The 20,834-nt window shown below is 48.4% G+C and carries 20 protein-coding genes, 1 tRNA gene and 2 pseudogenes; 6 read left to right on the top strand and 17 right to left on the bottom strand.

The features are described 5' to 3' along the window. The first annotated feature begins 159 nt into the window (after nt 1-159). The 3 genes from ACUHGC_RS00265 to rarD all read left to right on the top strand — a co-directional run bounded on the left by ACUHGC_RS00265 (nt 160) and on the right by rarD (nt 3,519). The gene (locus ACUHGC_RS00265) at nt 160-2,019 is read left to right on the top strand and encodes a DEAD/DEAH box helicase (RefSeq protein WP_446833719.1); all 1,860 of its coding nucleotides are present in this window, start codon (nt 160-162) and stop codon (nt 2,017-2,019) included. A gap of 70 nt (nt 2,020-2,089) precedes the next feature. Then, nucleotides 2,090-2,608, top strand: a complete 519-nt coding sequence (gene tadA, locus ACUHGC_RS00260) for a tRNA adenosine(34) deaminase TadA (protein WP_446833718.1) — start codon at nt 2,090-2,092, stop codon at nt 2,606-2,608. 17 nt (nt 2,609-2,625) lie between these two features. Continuing rightward, a complete protein-coding gene (rarD, locus tag ACUHGC_RS00255; RefSeq protein WP_446833717.1) occupies nt 2,626-3,519 on the top strand; it encodes an EamA family transporter RarD in 894 nt (297 codons plus the stop codon). A 61-nt stretch (nt 3,520-3,580) separates the two neighbouring features. Here the strand turns inward: rarD and ACUHGC_RS00250 are convergent, their stop codons facing one another. From ACUHGC_RS00250 to orn, 17 genes and pseudogenes are all read right to left on the bottom strand, one after another. Further along, nucleotides 3,581-4,528 carry a tagatose 1,6-diphosphate aldolase gene (locus ACUHGC_RS00250; protein ID WP_446833716.1) on the bottom strand — a complete coding sequence of 316 codons (948 nt, stop codon included), beginning with the start codon at nt 4,526-4,528 and terminating at the stop codon, nt 3,581-3,583. Nucleotides 4,529-4,538: 10 nt separating this feature from the next. Continuing rightward, nucleotides 4,539-4,976 carry a PTS galactosamine/N-acetylgalactosamine transporter subunit IIA gene (agaF, locus tag ACUHGC_RS00245; protein ID WP_446833715.1) on the bottom strand — a complete coding sequence of 146 codons (438 nt, stop codon included), beginning with the start codon at nt 4,974-4,976 and terminating at the stop codon, nt 4,539-4,541. A gap of 57 nt (nt 4,977-5,033) precedes the next feature. Next, on the bottom strand, nt 5,034-5,891 hold the full coding sequence (agaE, locus tag ACUHGC_RS00240; RefSeq protein ID WP_446833714.1) for a PTS N-acetylgalactosamine transporter subunit IID: 858 nt from the start codon (nt 5,889-5,891) through the stop codon (nt 5,034-5,036). After that, complete coding sequence (gene agaW, locus ACUHGC_RS00235; RefSeq protein ID WP_446833713.1) at nt 5,881-6,660, bottom strand: PTS N-acetylgalactosamine transporter subunit IIC; 780 nt, start codon at nt 6,658-6,660, stop codon at nt 5,881-5,883. Before agaW ends, agaE begins: the two co-directional genes overlap by 11 nt. Before the next feature lie 11 nt (nt 6,661-6,671). Beyond that, on the bottom strand, nt 6,672-7,148 hold the full coding sequence (agaV, locus tag ACUHGC_RS00230) for a PTS N-acetylgalactosamine transporter subunit IIB (protein WP_446833712.1): 477 nt from the start codon (nt 7,146-7,148) through the stop codon (nt 6,672-6,674). Between the two features lie 40 nt (nt 7,149-7,188). Next, entirely contained in the window at nt 7,189-8,349 is a 1,161-nt protein-coding gene (locus ACUHGC_RS00225; RefSeq protein ID WP_446833711.1) for an SIS domain-containing protein, read from the bottom strand. 112 nt (nt 8,350-8,461) lie between these two features. After that, complete coding sequence (agaR, locus tag ACUHGC_RS00220) at nt 8,462-9,235, bottom strand: transcriptional repressor AgaR (protein ID WP_446833710.1); 774 nt, start codon at nt 9,233-9,235, stop codon at nt 8,462-8,464. Between the two features lie 215 nt (nt 9,236-9,450). After that, complete coding sequence (gene hflX, locus ACUHGC_RS00215) at nt 9,451-10,752, bottom strand: ribosome rescue GTPase HflX (protein ID WP_446834804.1); 1,302 nt, start codon at nt 10,750-10,752, stop codon at nt 9,451-9,453. A 77-nt stretch (nt 10,753-10,829) separates the two neighbouring features. Further along, nucleotides 10,830-11,099, bottom strand: coding sequence for an RNA chaperone Hfq (gene hfq / locus ACUHGC_RS00210; protein ID WP_446833709.1), 270 nt, complete (start codon nt 11,097-11,099; stop codon nt 10,830-10,832). Between the two features lie 138 nt (nt 11,100-11,237). Then, nucleotides 11,238-12,185, bottom strand: coding sequence for a tRNA (adenosine(37)-N6)-dimethylallyltransferase MiaA (gene miaA, locus ACUHGC_RS00205; RefSeq protein ID WP_446833708.1), 948 nt, complete (start codon nt 12,183-12,185; stop codon nt 11,238-11,240). Continuing rightward, nucleotides 12,182-14,032 (bottom strand): DNA mismatch repair endonuclease MutL, encoded by a 1,851-nt coding sequence (mutL, locus tag ACUHGC_RS00200; RefSeq protein ID WP_446833707.1) that lies wholly within the window; start codon nt 14,030-14,032, stop codon nt 12,182-12,184. The genes miaA and mutL overlap by 4 nt, the downstream gene beginning before the upstream one ends. A gap of 238 nt (nt 14,033-14,270) precedes the next feature. Further along, nucleotides 14,271-14,946 (bottom strand): annotated as a pseudogene (locus ACUHGC_RS00195) (N-acetylmuramoyl-L-alanine amidase); the annotation flags it as partial. A gap of 219 nt (nt 14,947-15,165) precedes the next feature. Further along, nucleotides 15,166-15,468, bottom strand: a pseudogene (locus ACUHGC_RS00190) (AMIN domain-containing protein); the annotation flags it as partial. A gap of 48 nt (nt 15,469-15,516) precedes the next feature. Further along, nucleotides 15,517-16,026 (bottom strand): tRNA (adenosine(37)-N6)-threonylcarbamoyltransferase complex ATPase subunit type 1 TsaE, encoded by a 510-nt coding sequence (gene tsaE, locus ACUHGC_RS00185; RefSeq protein WP_446833706.1) that lies wholly within the window; start codon nt 16,024-16,026, stop codon nt 15,517-15,519. A gap of 112 nt (nt 16,027-16,138) precedes the next feature. Continuing rightward, entirely contained in the window at nt 16,139-16,345 is a 207-nt protein-coding gene (locus ACUHGC_RS00180) for a tautomerase family protein (RefSeq protein WP_446833705.1), read from the bottom strand. A gap of 119 nt (nt 16,346-16,464) precedes the next feature. Then, nucleotides 16,465-16,540: transfer RNA gene (locus ACUHGC_RS00175), tRNA-Gly, on the bottom strand. 119 nt (nt 16,541-16,659) lie between these two features. After that, nucleotides 16,660-17,226 (bottom strand): oligoribonuclease, encoded by a 567-nt coding sequence (gene orn, locus ACUHGC_RS00170; RefSeq protein WP_446833704.1) that lies wholly within the window; start codon nt 17,224-17,226, stop codon nt 16,660-16,662. A gap of 84 nt (nt 17,227-17,310) precedes the next feature. Between orn and rsgA the strand changes: the two genes are divergently transcribed. The 3 genes from rsgA to ptsI all read left to right on the top strand — a co-directional run bounded on the left by rsgA (nt 17,311) and on the right by ptsI (nt 20,823). Beyond that, nucleotides 17,311-18,384 carry a small ribosomal subunit biogenesis GTPase RsgA gene (gene rsgA / locus ACUHGC_RS00165; protein ID WP_446833703.1) on the top strand — a complete coding sequence of 358 codons (1,074 nt, stop codon included), beginning with the start codon at nt 17,311-17,313 and terminating at the stop codon, nt 18,382-18,384. A 315-nt stretch (nt 18,385-18,699) separates the two neighbouring features. After that, nucleotides 18,700-18,957: a phosphocarrier protein Hpr gene (gene ptsH, locus ACUHGC_RS00160; RefSeq protein ID WP_034613710.1), complete on the top strand. Its 258-nt coding sequence runs from the start codon at nt 18,700-18,702 to the stop codon at nt 18,955-18,957. 138 nt (nt 18,958-19,095) lie between these two features. Then, the gene (ptsI, locus tag ACUHGC_RS00155) at nt 19,096-20,823 is read left to right on the top strand and encodes a phosphoenolpyruvate-protein phosphotransferase PtsI (protein WP_446833702.1); all 1,728 of its coding nucleotides are present in this window, start codon (nt 19,096-19,098) and stop codon (nt 20,821-20,823) included. Nucleotides 20,824-20,834 lie beyond the last annotated feature (11 nt).

Raw genomic sequence — 20,834 nt, 5'->3', positions numbered from 1 at the left:
TGCATGGCATTATCGCCTGTAAAAACGGCTTGCACCACAGTGCAAACCGCACTTCGCATATCACGTCGTCTGATACGTCGCATGAAGACGCATTATTCTATCACGCAACAATTTATCATTTATCGCGGGCAACGTCCGCTTTCTACTATTGAGTAAAATATGACTGAAACAACTTTAACTTTCAATGATTTAGGATTACCTGAGTCGATTATTTCCGCTGTCACCGCTATGGGATTCGTTAACCCGTCGCCGATTCAACAAGCGTGTATCCCGCACTTGTTAAACGGTCGCGACGTGTTAGGTATGGCACAAACCGGCAGTGGAAAAACCGCCGCGTTTTCTTTGCCGTTGTTAGCGCAAATTAACCCTGATGTTCGCACACCGCAAATGTTGGTGATGGCGCCGACTCGCGAATTGGCGATTCAGGTTGCCGATGCGTGTGAACAATTCAGTAAACACATTAAAGGTGTGAATATCGTCACCCTGTACGGCGGACAACGCTATGACATTCAATTGCGCGCACTGCGTCAAGGTTCACAAGTGGTCGTCGGTACACCGGGGCGTATTTTGGATCATATCCGCCGCGGTACGTTGAACCTGTCCGAATTGCGCTTTATGGTACTGGACGAAGCCGATGAAATGTTGCGCATGGGCTTTATCGACGATGTCGAAGAAGTGATGAGCAAATTGCCGGAGCAGCACCAAACCGCACTTTTCTCCGCCACCATGCCGGAGCCGATTCGCCGTATTACCCGCCGCTTCATGCAAGATCCGCAAGAAGTGAAAATTCAGGCAACCCAGCAAAACTTGCCGGATATCACCCAAAGCTGCTGGTATGTAAATGGTGTGCGTAAAAACGAAGCCTTGCTGCGTTTCTTGGAAGTGGAAGATTTTGACGCGGCGATTATTTTCGTGCGCACCAAAACCGCAACCTTGGATCTGGCTGAATTGCTGGAAAAACACGGACACAGTGCGGCGGCATTGAATGGTGACATGACGCAACAGCTGCGTGAGCAAACTTTGGATCGCTTGCGTAATAACCGTTTGGATATTTTGATCGCCACCGACGTGGCGGCGCGCGGGCTAGACGTGGAACGCATCAGCTTAGTGATCAACTACGATATTCCGCTAGATGCCGAATCTTATGTACACCGTATCGGCCGTACCGGTCGTGCAGGGCGTGCAGGACGTGCCTTGTTGTTTGTCGAATCGCGTGAAAGACGTTTGCTGCGCAACGTTGAACGTTTGATCAAAAAACAAATTGATGAAGTGGAATTACCGAACCACAAAACGCTGGAAGCCAGCCGTCGTGAGAAATTTAAACAAAAAATTTCCACCCAGCTGGAACACCATGATTTAGAAAAATACCGCAGCTTACTGGAAGATATGTTCACAGCCGATCAAGATCATGAAGACTTGGCAGCGGCGATGATGATGTTATTACAAGGCAAACAAAAATTGATTCTGCCGCCGGATCCGGTGATTCGACCGCGTCGCGAGCGCGAACGTCAGGAAAATCCACGTTCGGCAGATCGCCGTGGCGGACGTTTCGAGCGTGAAGAGCGTGCGCGTCCGGCTCGCGAACAAACGCCAATGGACTTGTATCGTATCGAAGTCGGGCGTGCGGACGGTGTTGAAGTGAAGCACATCGTCGGTGCGATTGCCAATGAAGGCGACATCGACAGCCGTTATATCGGGCACATCAAACTGCACGATGATTATTCAACCATTGAATTGCCGAAAGATATGCCAAAAGAGTTGTTACAACACTTTGGCAAAACACGCGTGTTGAACAAACCGATGCAGATGCGTTTTGTGGAAGAAGTGAAAGGCGACAGCGGCTTCGCTGGACGCGGCGAACGCAAAGGCGGCTTCGGACGTGGCGATCGCAACCGTTCGCGCGACGGTCGTTCGGAATTCCGTGGCGGGCGCAGTGATCGTTTCCAAGATCGCAATGAACGCGGCGGCAAGCCAATTTTTGATCGCAAACCGCGTCGCAGTGGACGCCGTGAAGGCTAAGCGTTAGAATAACGCAAACATGAAATAAAGGTGCATTTATGCACCTTTATTTTTATCACAGGACAACACGATGACCGCACTTGAACAACAAGATCAACTGTTTATGCAGCGCGCGCTGGAGCTTGCCGATTATGCCGAATCCCTCGGCGAAATTCCGGTGGGCGCTGTGTTGGTGAGTGCCGACGGTGAGATTATCGGTGAGGGTTGGAATACATCGATTTTAAAACACGATCCGACCGCTCATGCTGAAATTGAAGCGATTCGCAAGGGCGCAAGTGCGGTAAAGAACTACCGCCTGCTCGACACCACGCTGTATGTAACCTTAGAGCCTTGCACCATGTGTGCCGGGGCGATTTTGCACAGCCGAATCAAGCGACTGGTATTTGGCGCCAGTGATTACAAAACCGGCGCGATCGGTTCACGCTTTCATTTTTTTGATGATTATAAAATGAACCACGCGGTGGAGATCACCGCAGGTGTGTTGCAACAGCAATGCAGCGAAAAATTGAGCGCGTTTTTCCAACGGCGACGATTGGAAAAAAAGCAGGCGCGACAAGCGAGTGCTGAGAACCAGCTTCATATGTTATAAACAAGGTAGGAAACACCATGGCGATTTCAGCAAAACTCAAAGGGTGGCACTACGCGCTAGCCTGCTATATGATTTGGGGAACCTTTCCGATTTATTGGGCTCCTCTTAATCAATCGGCAATCCCTGCGGACCAACTGTTGGCACAACGAATTGTCTGGTCGGCACTGTTTGCGGTTTTGCTGTTATTGTGTTTCCGACAAACCCGCGTGGTGATCAACGCCTTCAAGCGCCCGCGAATTTTAGGGCTGTTTGCACTTTCTGCCGGTTTAATTGCAATCAATTGGCTGGTCTATCTTTGGGCATTGACCAATCATCATATTTTAGATGCCAGCTTAGGCTATTTTATCAACCCGCTATTTAACGTGTTTCTCGGCAGGTTAGTGCTAAAAGAGCGGTTAAATGCGGTGCAGATCCTCGCCTTGGCTTTCACCTTAGCCGGGATCTTATGGCTCGCGATTCCCGCCGGGCAAATTCCGTGGGTCGCGTTAATTTTAGCCGGTAGCTTCGGGCTGTATGCGCTTATTCGCAAACTCGCGCCAATGGATGCCTTGGCTGGCTTGGCGTTGGAAACTTTACTGCTATCGCCGTTCGCCTTAGCTTATTTACTCTTCTGTTACAGCCAAAACAACTTAGTATTCAGCGAATTAAATCCGTTGCAACTCGCCGTATTGTGCGGCTCCGGTATCGCTACAACCGTTCCACTATTATGGTTTGCAATGGGCGCCAGACAAATTTCGATGTCATTGCTCGGAATGCTGCAATATATCTCACCGACGCTGCAATTTTTATGCGGTTTATTGATTTTCGGCGAAAAGCTGTCGCTGGAAAGAAGCATCGGCTATCTGTTAGTTTGGATCGGCGTGGTGATTTTTTTATTGGCGATGAAACGCAAGCGAGAGCAAAGCGCCTAAAAGTGCGGTTGCAATCAGATAGCAGACCGCCAATCGGCGGTCTGTTTGGTGTGAAAGCAGATCAGAACGCTATCGGTGTGGCATTTTGTTGCAACACCTCGTCTAATTCCCGAATATTTTGAATCCCTTGGGTTTTCAGCCATTCGATAGAGGCGTCTTTTCCTTGCGCTTTATAAATTTTCGCGCCGTCAGCCCAAGTGGCGCGGCCGCAGAGCACGCCGTTGTAGTGTGAACCGGCTTGTTTGGCGAAAATCAGCGTTTGTTGGAACAGGCTGGCGGAAACACCGGCGCTGAGGAAAATAAATGGCAGGTCGGAGACCGCACTTTGCTCGGCAAAATAGTCGGCGGCTTGTTGTTGGCTGTAAAGCACCTCGCCTTCGGCAAAACCTTCTACATATTTCATATTGACCGGCACTTCGACTTTAAACACGTCTACGCCGTATTTCGGATCGGCGTAGCTGCGCATGGCTTCGATCACTTTGCGCGGTTTTAATTTGGCGAATTCTTTCTCGTCTTCAATATTGGCGTCATAGGTTAAAATTTCCAAGAACAACGGCATTTCTTCCGCTTTACATTCGGAGGCGATGCGTTCAACAAACGCTTTTTTGCGATCATTAATGCAGTCCGGTTCATCGACGTCAACATACAGCAGCAGTTTCACCGCGTCGGCGCCTTTTTGTTTCAAGCGCAACACGGAAATGTCATCAATCAGATCAGGAAAACGACCCACGGCAGTTTTGTCATAACCGGTTTTTTCATACGCCATCATCAAGCCGGATTCATTGTCACGCACGCCTGCGGCAACCCAACCGAATTCGGGATCGAGCAAAATAGACGAAGCGTACGGGGTCAAAATGGTGGAAACCAGGCTTTTAAATTCGCTGATTTGTTCGGCGGTGATGTCGTCGCCCAGCATCTGTTTTAAGGCGCCGCGCTGATCGATTGCCAGTGCGCTGATAATTCCTTGTCGGTTACAAATTTTTTTTAATCGTTCTGCTCTTGTAGACATAATATGATCCTTAAATTCCGTCATCTTCCTGTGTGAGATGTGATTTTTGTTGGTTTAATTCATCGCTGAGCTTAGTGATTCCCAGTTTACCACTGTTAACGGCAAGCTCAATCAGTTCGGCAAATGTCAGCTCGTCTTTTTCCATCGCACATTCAATCAGCATTTGCAAATTGGTGCCGGTGACGACTTCTTGAATCGGCAATTGCTGTGCCGCCAGTGACGCCACGCGGAACGGCGATCCGCCGAGAATATCGCAGCAAAACAGCACGCCGTGTTGGTGATCCAATTGTTCAAGTGCGGTTGAAATTTCATCTTTTAGCTGGGCGGGGCTTTTGCTTTCAGGAAAATCAATAAACGCCATATTTTCCTGTTCGCCGATAATTTGTGTCAGGGCATATTGGATCCCTGAAGCAAAGTGTCCGTGTCCCAGCACAATAATACTAATCATGAAAACTCCTTAAATCTGGCTGGGGAATACTCCCCAACCAAGAGGGTGATGTATTGATTATAGGAAACCGGCAAAGCGACCGATGATGCCCAAGGCAACGGTAAGAATAATCAGGCGCAGCGGCGACCAGCCTTTTTTCACCAGCCAATACATGAACAAGGTGTAAACCAGCGGGAAGAAAGCCGGCATCAGTTTGTCGATCACATCTGCCTGCACTTTCACCACCGCATCACCGGCGGTGATTTCCCAGGTGGTATTAAACCGAATGTAGGTTGCAACCAGCGCACCGATCACCGTCATCCCGACGATAGAAGCGGCATGACCGACTTTCTTGGTATTGGCTTTAATCACCGGAATTGCCGCAACCCCCATTCGGTAGGAGTAGTGCGCCAGCCCGAAACGCAAGCCGAAATGCACGATGTTAAACACCACAAAGAAGAAAATCGCGCCCATAATGGAGCCTTGTAGTGCCAAGCTGGCACCGATCCCACCGCAGATTGGCAGCAATGTCAGCCAGAACATTGCATCCCCAATTCCGCCGAGCGGCGCACCGACGGCGATTTTGGTACTTTGGATACTGTTCACGTTTTGTTTGGAACGTTCCATCGCCAGGATAATCCCCATCACGAAGGTGACCAAAAACGGGTGAGTATTAAAGAACCCGAGATTCCCTTTCATCGACTTGCTGAGGTCGGCTTTGTTGGTATGAATTTTTTTCAGCGCCGGTGCCAGCCCGTATAACCAGCCTGCCGCCTGCATTCTTTCATAGTTGAATGAAGCTTGCAGCAGCAGCGAACGCCACGCCATGATGTTAATATCGCGTTTGGTCAGTTCCGCGCCGATAGTTTGATCTTCATAAACATCATCATGTTGCAATGATGTTTGAGTATTTTCGGTGTTCAGTTTAGATTCCATCTTCAAACTCCTCTTTTTGCACTTTGACTTCGGCAGCTTCGGTGCCTTTGCGCATATAGTCGATGATTGCCATAGCAGTTGCAGCGGCGGCGATAGCTAAAATCGGCAGCTGTAACCAAGCGGCGGCAACGAATCCCAGAATAAAGTAAGGGATATACACATTTTTCATCATGATTTTCATCAGCACGGCAAACCCGATTGCCGGCATGATACCCCCGGCGACGCCCAAACCGTCGATCACTTGTTTTGGCAGCATTTCAATGATTTTTCCGGCGTGTTCCGCACCGAAGTAAACCGGCAGGAAGGCACAGAAAAAGTAGAAGGTTCCCAAAACCAATAAACCGAAGTAGTTGACATAATCAATGCCTTTCAGGTTGGCGTCTTCTGCCATTTGGTCGCAGCGTGACATCACCGCCGACATGATGGAGAACAGGAAGGTGATCCCCATTTGCACCGCAATCGCAAACGGAACGGCAACCCCGACGGCGACGGTCGGATCGGTTTTGGTGGTGATCGCAAAGGTTGCGCCGACCACAGTACCGATGATTACGTTCGGCGGTTGTGCACCGGCGAGTGGCGCCAAGCCCATCCAAACTAATTCGAGAGTACCGCCGACCAGAATCCCGGTTTGCAGGTCGCCGAGCACCAAGCCGACAATCGGGCCGAGCACAACAGGACGGTGGAAGTGAGTTAAGCCGTTATAGAGATCGAGACCCGCTATAAAAGCAATAATGCCAAGGATAATTGATTGTAGTAATCCAATTTCCATGAGTTGCCTCCTTATTTAAGTAATTTAAATAGATTCGTTGCTTCCTCGGTCGGAACGCCTTGGATATAGCATTCCACCCCAAGCTGTTGCAGCTTTTTAAAGGCTGCGGCATCTTGTGGATCAACGGATACCGTTTTGTGAATTTGTTGTTTTCCTTCGGCAAAGTGCATATTGCCGACATTGATTTTTTTCACCGGCACACCGCCCTCGACCAGTTTCAGAAAATCGGACGGACTGCGGCAAACCAACAGAATTTTTTGTCGGTCGGCGGCACGGTGAATATTGTCAATGACTTTTTGTAACGGCCAGAAGCGAACGTCAATGCCGTCTGCTAGTACCATTTCCATTAAGTTCTGCTGCATTTCGTCTTCGGCAACTTCATCATTGGCAACCAGCACCAGATTAGCACCGGCAAATCCGACCCATTGCACACCGACTTGACCGTGGATCAGGCGTTCATCAATTCGGCTTAATACGATATTTGGCATAATTTTCTCCTTTGATTGCAATAACGGTTGCAAAGTGCGGTTAAGGTTGATAGTGATGAATCGTCACGCCCTGTACCACCCGATTAACCTCGCCGGTCGGGCACGGATTATCGGTGGTGTGTCCGGTCAGGAACGAACGGTAAAACGAAAACATTTGTGCGAAGGTGATATACGGAAACGCCAATGCGATATCCGGGCCTTCAGCCAGTGCGCCGAGGCAAATTTGGTTCTCTGCCGGTAAGCGGTTTTCTAATTCGGCGCTGAGCACAACCAAGCGCTGCACTTTATTGTCGCGTAAGATTTCATTACACAAATCAATATCATATTGACGGGTGTAGGCGTGATTCGACAAATAGACAATCACCGTGGTGTTGGCATTAATGATCGATTTCGGACCGTGGCGGAAGCCGAGCGGCGTATCGTAAATCGTGACCACTTCACCGGCGGTCAGCTCCAATAATTTCAGTGCGGATTCTTGCGACAAGCCTTTAAATCCACCGCTGCCGAGATACACAATCCGTTCAACCGGTTCGGCGGCGATGGTTTTGATTTGCGGGTGTTGTTTGGCAATGAATTGCTCGGTTAACGCCGCCAATTGTTGCACCAATGCGGTGTCAAAGTGCGGTTGGAAGAAAATCAGTGCGGTGGCAAGCGTCATGCTGGAAAAGCTGGAGGTCATCGCAAAGCTTTTGTCGTTAGTTTGTGGTGGCAAAGCGATAGTGTAGGCGTTATCCGCCGCATGGTTTTCTTGATAGAGTTTGCCGTCTTGATTACAAGTGATAATCAAGTGATAGCTGTCATCCACAATTTGATTGACCAACTGCACCGCAGCCGCACTTTCAGGGCTGTTACCGGAGCGGGCGAAGGAGACCAGCAGTGTCGGTTTATCTTTTGTGAGATATTGGTAAGGATTCGACACCAAATCAGTGGTGGCGATCGCAAAAGTGTGGTGTGCGGTCAATTGATTAAAAAATGGCAGCAACACTTCGCCTGAAAATGCGGAAGTTCCGGCGCCGGTTAAAATAATGCGCAGTTCATTTTGCGCCGTTAATGGCGCGAGAAATTTTTCAATCTCAGAGCGTTGTGCGTCGATTAACGCGGCGGTCTGATTCCAGCAGTCGGGCTGTTGGCAAATTTCTTTAGCCGTCCATATCGCATTGGCTTGTTCAAGGGATTCGGTGGCGATACCCAAATAATCCATGTCTGACTCCTTATCAGTAGATAGGTAACGAACGAAAATATCTCGTTTGGTAAGGAGCCGAATTGACCAATTAACAATCAAAAATCGTGATGAAAATAACCCGAGTGAAACGCTATTTTGTGTTGACTAAAATGACCTGTACGCCTTGTTGCTGAAAGGCTTGCAGATAATCGGGCGGAATGCCGTCGTCGGTGATCAGCACATCAATCCCGGCAAAATCGCGAATCACATGAAAGCTACGTTTGCCGAATTTGCTGGAATCCGTGACGACGATAGTTTGTGTCGAAATATCACACATTAAGCGGTTTAAATTGGCTTCCTGCTCGTTGTGCGTGGTGATTCCAACTTTTAGATCGTATCCGTCCACCCCTAAAAACACTTTGTCAAAAAAATAGTTTTCCAAGCTTTTTTCTGCGGAAGTTCCGGAAAAAGATAACGCATTTTTTCGCAATGTGCCGCCGGGCATTCTCACCTGAACACCGTCGGCAGCGGTTAATTCCATTGCCACGTCCAGCCCGCTGGTCATCACCACAACATCGTTTAAGTGCAACATATTCGTTGTAATTTCTTTGGTGGTGGTGCCGGAATCAAGGATAATCGACTCTCCGTCGTGTATCAGCTTGGCGGCGGCTTGCCCGATTAATCGTTTGATTTCGGCATGGTGATTGCGTTTTTCGTTTATGGATAATTCGCTGATGATCCGGTTATTCGGCAGAGCAAAGCCGTGCGAACGCAGCAGTAGCCCTTGTTTTTGCAGATAACTGAGATCACTGCGAATCGTGACGCTGGAAACCGCGCAGTGTCGCGCGAGTGCTTCCACCCGCATACTGCCCTGAGTATTCACCAACTGTACGATTTGTGCGCGTCTTTCCACAGTGCTTGTCATTTTCAACCCCTTACGAAAACAAATTTATTCTTTCATTTGCTTTCGAGTTAATTTTGAATTGCTTCGTTTTTGGAGTAAAGCGTAATCTTTCAAAAGTAGAGGTCTATCACAATTTTTTGTGGATTCGCGATACTTTACCAGCGATTATAACGATTTAGTCGCGATTTTTATAGTGCTGGCGCGTTAAAAAACTGAGAAATGAAAGCAAAAGAAAATTATTTAAGATAATTTATTAAATCAGGATAATGCGCAACCAGTTGTTGCCATTTGTTGCTATCAATTTGTAATTCAAGCGAAAATTCACCATTTTCGGTGATGTGCTCGTGGCGGATATGATTTTGTTGATACAGCAGGTGACGGATTTTGCCTTCGGTTACCGGCAATAACAGCTGCAAATGTAAGATTTGGTTTTCTAAACGCTTTTGAATGGCTTCGAGTAGCAGTTCGATGCGTTCGCCTTGCTGCGCAGACAAATAGACCGCACTTGGCTTGCCTTGATCGTCATATTCGATATGCGGACTGACATTTTCACACTGATCGATTTTATTAAATACCAACAAGTGCGGTATCTCTTTTGCGCCGATCTCTTTCAATACGCCGTCCACCGCCTCGATATTTTCCTGACGGCGTTCGTCGGAGGCGTCAATCACGTGCAGCAGCAGGGTTGCCTCGGTGGTTTCTTGCAGGGTGGATTTGAATGCTTCCACCAAATCATGCGGCAAGTGGCGGATAAAACCGACGGTGTCGGCTAAAATGGTGGTGCCGACGTTTTCGATCGCCAGCTTGCGCAACGTCGGATCGAGGGTGGCAAACAGCTGATCGGCAGCGTACACCTCGGCGGTGGTCAGTGCATTGAACAGCGTAGATTTGCCGGCATTGGTATAGCCGACCAGCGATAAAGTCGGAATTTCGGCTTTTTGTCGGGTGCGACGATTGAGATTGCGTTGTTGGTTAACCTTGGCAAGTTTGGCTTGCAGCTGGCTTAACCGCACTTTGATTAAGCGGCGGTCGGTTTCCAATTGGGTTTCACCGGGGCCGCGCAGCCCGATCCCGCCTTTTTGGCGTTCTAAGTGTGTCCAGCCGCGAATTAGGCGAGTGGAAAGATGTTTGAGCTGCGCCAGTTCAACTTGCAGTTTCCCTTCGTGCGAGCGGGCGCGCTGGGCAAAAATGTCTAAAATCAGGGTGGTGCGATCGATTACTCGACAGCCGCATAACCGTTCTAAATTGCGGTTTTGTGCGGCGCTGAGGATATGGTTGACGAGCACAATGTCCGCATCATGCAGCTTAACCGCTTCGGCCACTTCTTCCGCTTTGCCTTCGCCGATATAGTATTTCGGCTGCGGAGTGGCGCGTGAGGTGGTGAGCACGCTGACCACTTCCACCTGTGCTGAAGCGGCAAGTTGACGGCACTCTTCGATATTTTCCAGATCTTTTTGCTGAGAGAAAAAAACATGCACCAGCACTGCGCGTTCGTTTTCCAATAATTGGTCACGAACGTCTTTGTTGCCGATGGTCAGATCGAAAAGAGCGCTCTGCTTTTCGCTTGGAGCGCCGGAGGCATCATGCTCAAACAACGGATTGTCCTATTATTCTGTTACTCGCTGTCACTCGCGTCTGCTTTATTTTCGTTGCTTTGCGCTTGAGAATTGCTGTGATGTGAAATTGCACGCGCCGGAACAACGGTAGAAATGGCGTGTTTGTAAACCATTTGGCTGACAGTGTTTTTGAGTAAAATGACGAATTGATCGAATGATTCGATTTGCCCTTGCAACTTGATGCCGTTAACCAGGTAAATGGAAACCGGAATACGCTCGCGGCGCAGTGAATTCAAGTAAGGATCTTGTAGAGATTGTCCTTTTGCCATAGTTTGATTCCTTCTATTTTAGTTATGTGTTTTAGTTATAGTGTTATGAATTTTTTAAGTAAAACAGGAAATGACGGCATAATGTCTGTCCCTTTTTTCAATATAGCAACTTTATTTGTTAAAGTCACCAGTCTGCAATCAACGGGCGTCGCTTTCTTGCAAAATTTGTATAATTTTTTGTTTTGCTTGCGAAATCGCCAGGCTATCCAGCCAATGAATCTCCGATTTCCAACCCCGCAGCCAAGTGATTTGGCGTTTTGCCAGCTGACGGGTGGCACAAATGCCGCGATACACCATCTCGGCATGATCATAATCGCCACGCAGATATTCCCACATTTGCCGATAGCCGACACAGCGAATCGACGGTAAGTCGGGATGCAAATCACCGCGTTGATATAACACCTGCACTTCTTGTTCAAAGCCTTGTTCGATCATGTTGTGAAAGCGTTGCTCAATCCGCTGGTGCAACACCGCGCGCTCTTGCGGCGCAATCGCAAATTGTAAAATGTGGTAGGGCAGTTTTTCCCCTTGGGTTTCAGTCAATTCGGTCAGGGTTTTGCCACTGATGTAATACACTTCTAGTGCACGGTTAATTCGTTGCGGATCATTTTGATGAATCCGCGCCGCAGCAATCGGATCAATCTGTTGTAGTTGTTGATGCAGATACGCCCAGCCTTTTTCCGCCGCCAGCGCTTCGATTTTCGACCGCACTTGCTCATCGGCGGAGGGCAGCGGCGACAAACCTTCCAGCAGCGCGCGGTAATACAGCATCGTGCCGCCGACCAGTAACGGGATTTTGCCTTGTTGGGTAATCTGCTGCATTTCACGTAGCGCGTCATGGCGAAAATCGGCGGCGGAATAACTTTCCGCCGGATCTTTAATGTCGATCAGCCGGTGCGGTGCCAATGCCAGTTCGGCGGCGCCGGGCTTGGCGGTGCCGATATCCATGCCTTTATAAATCAGCGCGGAATCGACACTGATCACCTCAACCGGCAATTGTTGGCGCAGTTGAATCGCCAAATCGGTTTTGCCGGAGGCGGTCGGACCCATTAAAAAAAGTGCTAAGGGTTGAGATTGCTGGGTCATTTGGCGTAGTCCCGATTGAGATAAGGTTGTAAATCCAGCGGCATAAGCAGTTGCTTAAACGCCGCTGACTGGGTATCCAACAACTGTTCTAAGCGTGCAAATTCCGAGGTGGCGTCTGCCAGCGTTTGCATCGGCGCAAAGCTTAGCAACTCAATTAAGGCGGTTAAAAAGCGTGCGAACTCGTTCAAATCCGAACGGTTTAATACGCCGACCAAACATGCCTGCAAATTTTGGCGACGCAAAATTGTCGGCACGGCGCTGAGCGTCAGGCGACTTTTGCCGTGCTGTTGATACAAGGTGATTTCAAAGCCGCAGCGCGCAAAGTGCGGTTCTTGAACCGCCCAATTAGCCAATTGTTGTTGATCTAAATGGATAATCAACGGAATCAGCAACGGTTGGCGTTCAATCGTGTTTTGGCTGAGTTCGAGCGACAACCGATGGCGCTGTAGCCGCTTAGCATTGACGAAATAGAGTTGCTGCTGTTGTTGCAATAAAATCAGCTGTTCTGTGCTTAACAGCGTCAGCAAACGCAAGTGCGGATTGGTACTCGGCGTGATGACGGGTAGAGGTTGTGTTTCTTGCACCAGTCCAACGGTGATTGGTGTGGAGGAATACACTACCGGCGTACTTGGCGGCTCACTCAGCAATTCGCGATATGCCGTGCTTTCGCTGCGGTAATGGGTTTTTGCCGAGCCGAAAAAATCGCGCGGATAATGGGTTTGGCTAGGGCGTGCTGCTGACGTTGCTCGGCTGCCGTCGGTTGCAAGTGCGGTTGGAGCGGTAAAAATATTTTCCCCTGCGGCGGCGCGATTGCTCGGCTGCAGTTGCGGCTCATTAAAATCGAATGCCTCGGCGGATTGCAGCGCATTTAGCACCCCTTGATAAATAAAATCATGCACCAGTCGGCTTTGGTGAAACCGCACTTCGTGTTTTGCCGGGTGCACATTCACATCCACCTGTGTCGGATCGAGATCGATAAACAACACAAATGCCGGAAAGGCATCGCTTTGAATGGTTTCGCCATAGGCTTGGCGCACCGCATGGTTAATGGTTTTATCGCGCATCATGCGTCCGTTGACGTAGCTGTAGCTTAAATCATTTTGCGGGCGCAAAAATGCGGTGTTGGCAACCCAGCCGTACAAATGCAGATCGTTGTGTTGCCAGTTGATTTCCAACGCATGGTTGACAAAATCCTGTCCGCAGATTGCTGCCAAGCGTTTTAATTTTTGTGCCGGATTACTGGCTTTGCGGTATTGGCGCATCACTTTGCCGTTGTGTGTCAAAGTGAATGCCGCTTGGGATTTGACCAACGCGATTCGACGCACCACTTCGTCAATGTGCGAAAATTCGGTTTTTTCGGTGCGCAGAAATTTGCGCCGTGCCGGCGTGTTAAAAAACAGATTTGCCACTTCCACCGTAGTGCCGACAGGGTGTGCCGCAGGTTGGATCGTGGTTTCCATATCGCGCCCTTGTGCAAACACCTGCCAGGCTTCAGTCTGTTGCGGCGGGCGAGAGGTGAGGGTTAAACGGGAAACCGAACTGATACTGGCGAGCGCTTCTCCGCGGAAGCCTAAACTCAAAATCGCTTCTAAATCTTCTAATGTGCTGATTTTGCTGGTGGCATGGCGGGCTAGGGATAGACTCAATTCCTCTTTCGGAATGCCGAATCCGTTATCACGAATCCGAATCAGTCCGGCGCCGCCTTGTTCGATGTCGATCTGAATCTCATCGGCGCCGGCATCGAGGCTGTTCTCTACCAGTTCTTTTACCACCGAGGCAGGGCGTTCCACCACTTCACCGGCGGCGATTTGATTGGTCAGTTGTGGCGACAGAATTTGAATCGGCATCGGCTTCGCCCTTAATCGCGCAATTTAATTTTCTGCCCGACACGAACGTTGTCGTTTTGCAAGTTGTTCAGTCGGCGCAGTTCGCGAATTTTAATATTGTATTTAATCGAAATGCCGCCCAACGTTTCGCCCGATTTCACGGTATGTGATGCCGGAACGTTTGTGCTGGCTTTACTTGAACCGGCTTTATTGGCGGCAGTGCTGGTTTTTGCCGCACTGGCTTCGCCGCTGTTGTTGTAATAGTCGATCAGCCCGCGATAAATGGCATTGGCAATTTGGCGGCGATAGGCAGGGGTCGCCAATTTGTTTTCTTCCTCGTGGTTAGACAAAAAGCCGGTTTCCACCAACACCGATGGAATGTCCGGTGAACGCAACACCCCGAGGCTGGCGTGTTGTGGCACACTTTTGCTTAATTTGGCAAAGCTGCCGAAGCGTTTCAAAATGGATTGTCCCAGTTGATAACCGGCGCGCTGCGAATGCCCGAATTGCAAATCCAAAACCGTTTGGTTCAGGTATTTTTCGTCATGGCTTGCCAGCACATTGCCTGCACCGCCCAGCAATTCCGATTGCTTTTCATGATCTTCTAACCAGCGCCCCATTTCGCTGCTGGCGCGTTTATTTGATAATACCCAGACGGAAGCACCACGTAATGCCGACGATTTGTTGGAGTCGGCATGAATGGAAATTAAATAGTTGGCTTTATTTTTACGTGCGATTTCGGAACGGCTCGGCACCGAGATGTAGTAATCTCCTGTACGGGTCAAGACGCTTTTAAAGCGCGAGTCCTTGTCTAACAACGCTTTCAATTCTTTGGCAATTTGCAGGGTGACGTTTTTCTCACGCAAGCCCAACCCGGTGCCGATCGCGCCCGGGTCTTTGCCGCCGTGTCCGGCATCAATCGCGATCACCAGCACCCCGCTTCGTGGTGTATTTCTGCGTGTCGGAGCGGCTTGGCTTTTGGCGACGGTCGTGGTTTTTGCCGCGGTGGTGACCACTTTTTCGCTGGCGGTTTTTTTCTCTTTGCTTACCGCAGGAGCCGATTTTTTGCTGACTGGATTATCGACGCTGACGGTGGTTTTTTTGCCGTTATTGTGAAATTTAACCGCACTTTTCTGACTTAATTCCAGCACCACCCGCAACGTTGTGGAACGCGGCGGACTGCTGGTGCGCACGGTGGTGACCACGCTGTCGCTGACTTTTTTCGGCAACAGGTTGGCATGAGCTTGGCTGTTGGCAAAGTCAATCACCAAGCGTTCCGGATTATTCAGCATGAAATAGCTGTATTTGCTGGCTAACGAAAATGAGAATTCCACTTGGGTACTTTTATTCTGATTTTTAACATTCACCGCAGTCAGGGTGCCGGCGGTTGCGGAAAAACTGATTAAACCGAGTAAAAGGGTAAAAAAATAGGTCAAAAATAAAGCAAATTTTTTCATTCTAGCGTCTTTCGTTAAAATTAAAGTGATTCAAAAAAGAGGTCGATCTCAAGTGCGGTTTGGCGCCAGCTGAGCAATAATCCGTTTGCCGAGATTGCTGTGTGCCGTGATGGTTAATTCCCGCCCTTGTTCAAGATAGCCCAGCCGAATATCTAAATCAGCCGGTGGAATCATGCCTTGCCCGCGCTCCGCCCATTCCAGCAGTGCTAAGCTGTCGGGCTGGAAATAGTCGCGAATGCCCATAAATTCCAATTCTTCGGGATCTGCCAAGCGGTAGAGATCAAAATGATAAACGTCCAAATCCGATAAATGGTACTCTTCGACCAAGGTGTAAGTCGGACTTTTCACATTGCCGGAGTGCCCCAATGCCTGAATGATCCCGCGGCTGAAGGTGGTTTTTCCGGCGCCCAGCTCCCCGTATAAATAGACAACAAAACCCTGTTTTTGTTCGAACGCCTTGTTTTGCAACAAAAGTGCGGTTAAATTTATCGCAAATTCAAGCAGTTGCGCTTCGGTTTCAAATTGCGTCAGGTATTGTGAGGTTTGCGATGCCGGCATAAATCCATTCAGTCTAAAAGAATAAAATAAAGGGCTAATGATAGATGAATTTAGGCTTGAATGCACGGCAAAACCGCACTTTTCACCTGCAATTCCGCAAGAACGCAAATTTTTATTTCCGTTTTCGCAGTTGGCTGACACTCTCGCCGCCGATTCCCCAATTATCCATTGCGACTTCGTCGATCACCACCACGGTGGTTGCCGGATTTTTATTTAAAACCCGCGCTAATAGTTCGGTAACGCCTTGGATTAATTCCGCTTTTTGTGCCGCAGTCGGAGCTTCCGAACCGCCGGTGAGTTTAATGTTGACGTATGGCATAACAATTCCTATCAAATTAAAAGGGCTAAACCGCACTTTGCAAGATCAAGGCAATGCTGTCAAGTATTCGAAATAGATTGAATTAAGATGGGATAAGAAAATAATTTAGATTTGAAATTTGGAGCGGGAAACGAGACTCGAACTCGCGACCCCAACCTTGGCAAGGTTGTGCTCTACCAACTGAGCTATTCCCGCATAAGATAAGTACTGTCGTAATCAGTGGGGTGCATTATACAAAAAAAATTTTTGGCTGCAACCACAAACGATAAAAAAAATTTCAACCGTTTAAAATAACGGCAAAATGCGCTGAATTTTTAGCTTTCCGTACTATTTTTGTTCAAATTGATGAAATGTTGGCGGTAATAAGCCAGTTCAGCAATTGATTCGCGAATATCGTCCAGCGCCAAATGGGTGTTTTGTTTGCTGAAACCGTCCAGAATTTCCGGCTTCCAGCGTGAGGCAAGCTCTTTTAAGGTGCTGACGTCCAGATAGCGGTAGTGAAAATAGTCCGCCAATTCCGGCATATAGTTAAATAAAAAACGTTTGTCCTGCGCCACGCTGTTGCCGCAAATCGGCGAACAGTTTTTCGGCACCCATTTTTTCAAGAAATCCAAGGTGCGCAGCTCCGCCGCGTGTTCGGTTAATTTACTTTCTTTCACCCGATTCACCAAGCCGTTGGCGGTGTGGGTTTTCACGCACCATTCGCTCATGGCATCAAGTAGGCTGTCGGGCTGGCGGATCGCCAGCACCGGACCTTCGGCAAGAATATTCAGATCTTTGTCAGTGATGATGGTGGCGATTTCAATAATTCGGTCTTTTTCAGGATCTAATCCGGTCATTTCCAGATCGATCCAGATCAGATTTTGTTTATCTAATTGCATAATATGAGGTATCCTAGTCGTACAAAAAACTATCGAAATTTAGGCGTATTCTAGCTTAAAAATTATTGGGAGTAAGGAAATTTTTTGAGCAAACAAAAGTTAACCAAAAATCAGAAACGCAGAATTCAGTCAAACAAACAGAAAACCTTAAGCAATTATCAGCAAGGGCAGCAGCGTCGGCAAAGAAAAAATAAAGTCGATGAGCTTGAGTGGCAAGACGATTTGTTGGGCGAAGTACAAAGCGGGCGGGTGGTTGCACGCTATGCACTACACGCCGATGTTGAAAATCAGGCGGGTGAGGTTTTCCGTTGCAATTTGCGCCGCACCTTAAGCAATCTAGTGGTCGGCGATCAGGTGTTGTGGCGCGCCGGGCACGAGCAGCTGCAAGGCATCAGCGGGGTGGTGGAAGCGGTGCAGCCGCGTAAAAATCTGCTTTCTCGCCCCGATTACTACGACGGCATTAAACCGATTGCCGCCAACATTGACCGTATTTTTGTGGTGTCGGCGGTGCTACCGCACTTTTCCAGCAATATTATCGACCGCTATCTGGTGATCTGTGAAAGTCTGGGGATTGAGCCGATTTTGCTGCTGAATAAGATTGATTTATGCCCGCCGGAAGAACGCGCGGAGGTGGAGCGGCTGTTTGCGATTTATCGGGAAATTGGTTATCAAGTGTTGATGATGTCGGCATATAGCGGTGAAAATATGGCGGAGCTGTTGGCTCTGCTGAGCAGCGGCTGTTCGATTTTTGTCGGACAATCGGGGGTGGGCAAATCCAGTTTGCTTAATGCGTTGCAACCGCACTTGGCATTGCAAACCGGTGCGGTGAGTGAAAATTCGGGCTTAGGGCAGCACACCACCACCGTTTCGCGTTTGATCCGCTTAACCGACGGTGGTGAAGTGATCGACTCACCGGGCATCCGCGAATTTGGCGTTTGGCATTTGGACGCCGCCACGATCACCAACGGCTATCGCGAATTTCAGCCGTATTTGGGCGGTTGTAAATTCCGCGATTGTAAGCATTTGGACGATCCGGGCTGTGTGCTGCGTGAGGCGGTCGAACAGGGCAAAATTAATCCGTTACGCTTTGAAAATTACCACCGCTTGATTTTGGCATTGGAAGAGAATAAAGCCCAACGCCATTTTGTAACAACCTAACCGCAGACGGTGCGCGAGAAGCAGGCAAGTGCGGTTAATATCCGATTTCAAATTAGTTTACAAAATGTAAATTTCGGCTAAAAAACGAACTTAACGTGGTAAAAACTGTGCGATAGGTCATATTTTTTCGAGTTATGCCTTGATTATTTAGGCGGAATATTGATACTAAGCCAAATAATTATTTTAACGGTTAAAATAATTATTAAAAAATTGTGATAATCATGGTTTCACGGGTGTTGAGCCTGCTGTTATTGTGGCTTGACATTAACATATTGATTTATATTCAGTATTATTCATGTAGATAAGGAAATTGCTATGTATTCTAAAGAAGTGACCATCACTGCTCCAAATGGCTTACACACTCGCCCGGCTGCTCAATTTGTTAAAGAAGCGAAAGCCTTTGCTTCCGATATCACCGTAACTTCTAACGGCAAAAGCTCCAGCGCAAAAAGTTTGTTTAAATTACAAACACTGGGCTTGGTACAAGGCACTGTGATCACCATCAGCGCGGAAGGCGAAGATGAAGAAAAAGCGGTTGAACATTTGGTTGCGCTGATCCCGACTCTGGAATAACGCAAAACAGTGTTGGCGCGATGATTGCAGGCATTCTGTGATTGTTGGGCGACGAACAGACGCCAAAACAAGTCATCGCGGCTTGTTTTTGGCGCTTTGATTATTTTATCCAACTATTTATCCAGCAAAGGTTTTATTATGATTTCAGGTATTTTAGCTTCACCCGGGATTGTCTTCGGAAAGGCATTGGTTCTGAAGGAAGAAGAGATTGTTTTAAATACAAAATCCATCACTGAATCTCAGGTTGAGGCTGAAATTCAGCGTTTTTATGCCGGTCGTGAAAAAGCGGTCGAACAATTGACGGCAATCAAAGAAAAAGCCACCAGAACGTTAGGCGAGGAAAAAGGCGCTATTTTTGACGGTCACTTGATGATTCTGGAAGACGAAGAACTGGAAGACGAAATTTTAGCGTTTGTGCGTGATGAATTAGTGACAGCGGATTTTGCCGCTAATACCGTGATTGATCAACAAGTCACGATGTTGTCCGAAATTGATGACGAATACCTGAAAGAAAGAGCGGGCGATATTCGCGATATCGGCAACCGTTTGTTAAAAAATATCCTCGGCATGAGCATTGTCGATTTAGGCGAAATCAACGAAGAAGCCATTTTGGTTGCCAACGATTTGACGCCGTCTGAGACTGCGCAGCTGAATTTGGATAAAGTGTTAGGCTTTATCACCGACATCGGCGGTCGCACCTCTCACACCTCAATCATGGCGCGCTCGTTGGAATTACCGGCGATTGTCGGCACCAATGTGGCGACCAAATTGATTGCCAGCGGCGATATGTTGATTTTAGATGCGGTGAACAATCAAATTTTCATTAATCCGTCACAAGAAGAATTGAATCGAATTATCGGATTACAACAACAGCTTGCCGAAGAAAAAGCCGAATTGGCAAAATTAAAAGATCTGCCGGCAGTGACGCTTGACGGACACAGCGTGGAAGTGGTCGCCAATATCGGCACAATCCGCGATGTAGACGGCGCGCACCGCAACGGCGCAGAAGGCGTCGGCTTATACCGCACCGAATTTTTGTTTATGGATCGCGATCAACTGCCAAGCGAGGAAGAGCAATTCCAAGCGTATAAAGACGTGGTTGAAGCGCTGGAGGGCAAACTGGTTGTGTTGCGCACCATGGACATCGGCGGCGATAAAGATCTGCCGTATTTGAATTTACCAAAAGAAATGAACCCGTTCTTGGGCTGGCGTGCGGTGCGGATTGCATTGGATAAACGCGAAATTTTAAATGACCAGCTAAGAGCGGTATTGCGTGCTTCTGCTTTCGGCAAATTGGCAGTGATGTTCCCGATGATTATTTCAGTGGAAGAGATCCGCACTTTGAAAGCAGTGGTCGAAGAGCTGAAACAAGAATTGCGCAATGAAGGCAAAGCCTTTGACGAAGCAATTCAAATCGGGGTGATGGTCGAAACGCCGTCTGCCGCGGTGAACGCAAAATTCTTGGCGAAAGAAGTGGATTTCTTCAGTATCGGCACCAACGATTTAACCCAATACACCCTGGCGGTGGATCGCGGCAACGAGCTGATTTCTCATCTGTATAACCCGATGACGCCGTCGGTGTTAAACCTGATTAAACAGGTGATTGACGCTTCACACGCCGAACGCAAATGGACCGGAATGTGCGGCGAGCTTGCCGGTGATGAACGCGCTACGTTGCTATTGTTGGGCATGGGGCTTGATGAATTCAGTATGAGTGCGATTTCCGTACCAAGTATCAAAAAGCTGATCCGCAATGTCAATTATGCCGATGTGCAAGCTTTGGCGAAAGAGGTTCTGGAACAACCGACAGCCGCTGATATTGAAGCCAAAATTTCTGCTTTTTTAGCGGAAAACAGTTTAAACTAGATACAAATTCA

It is taken from the genome of Testudinibacter sp. P27/CKL/0425 (assembly GCF_052931395.1).
This window is presented reverse-complemented; position numbering and strand designations above follow the sequence as displayed.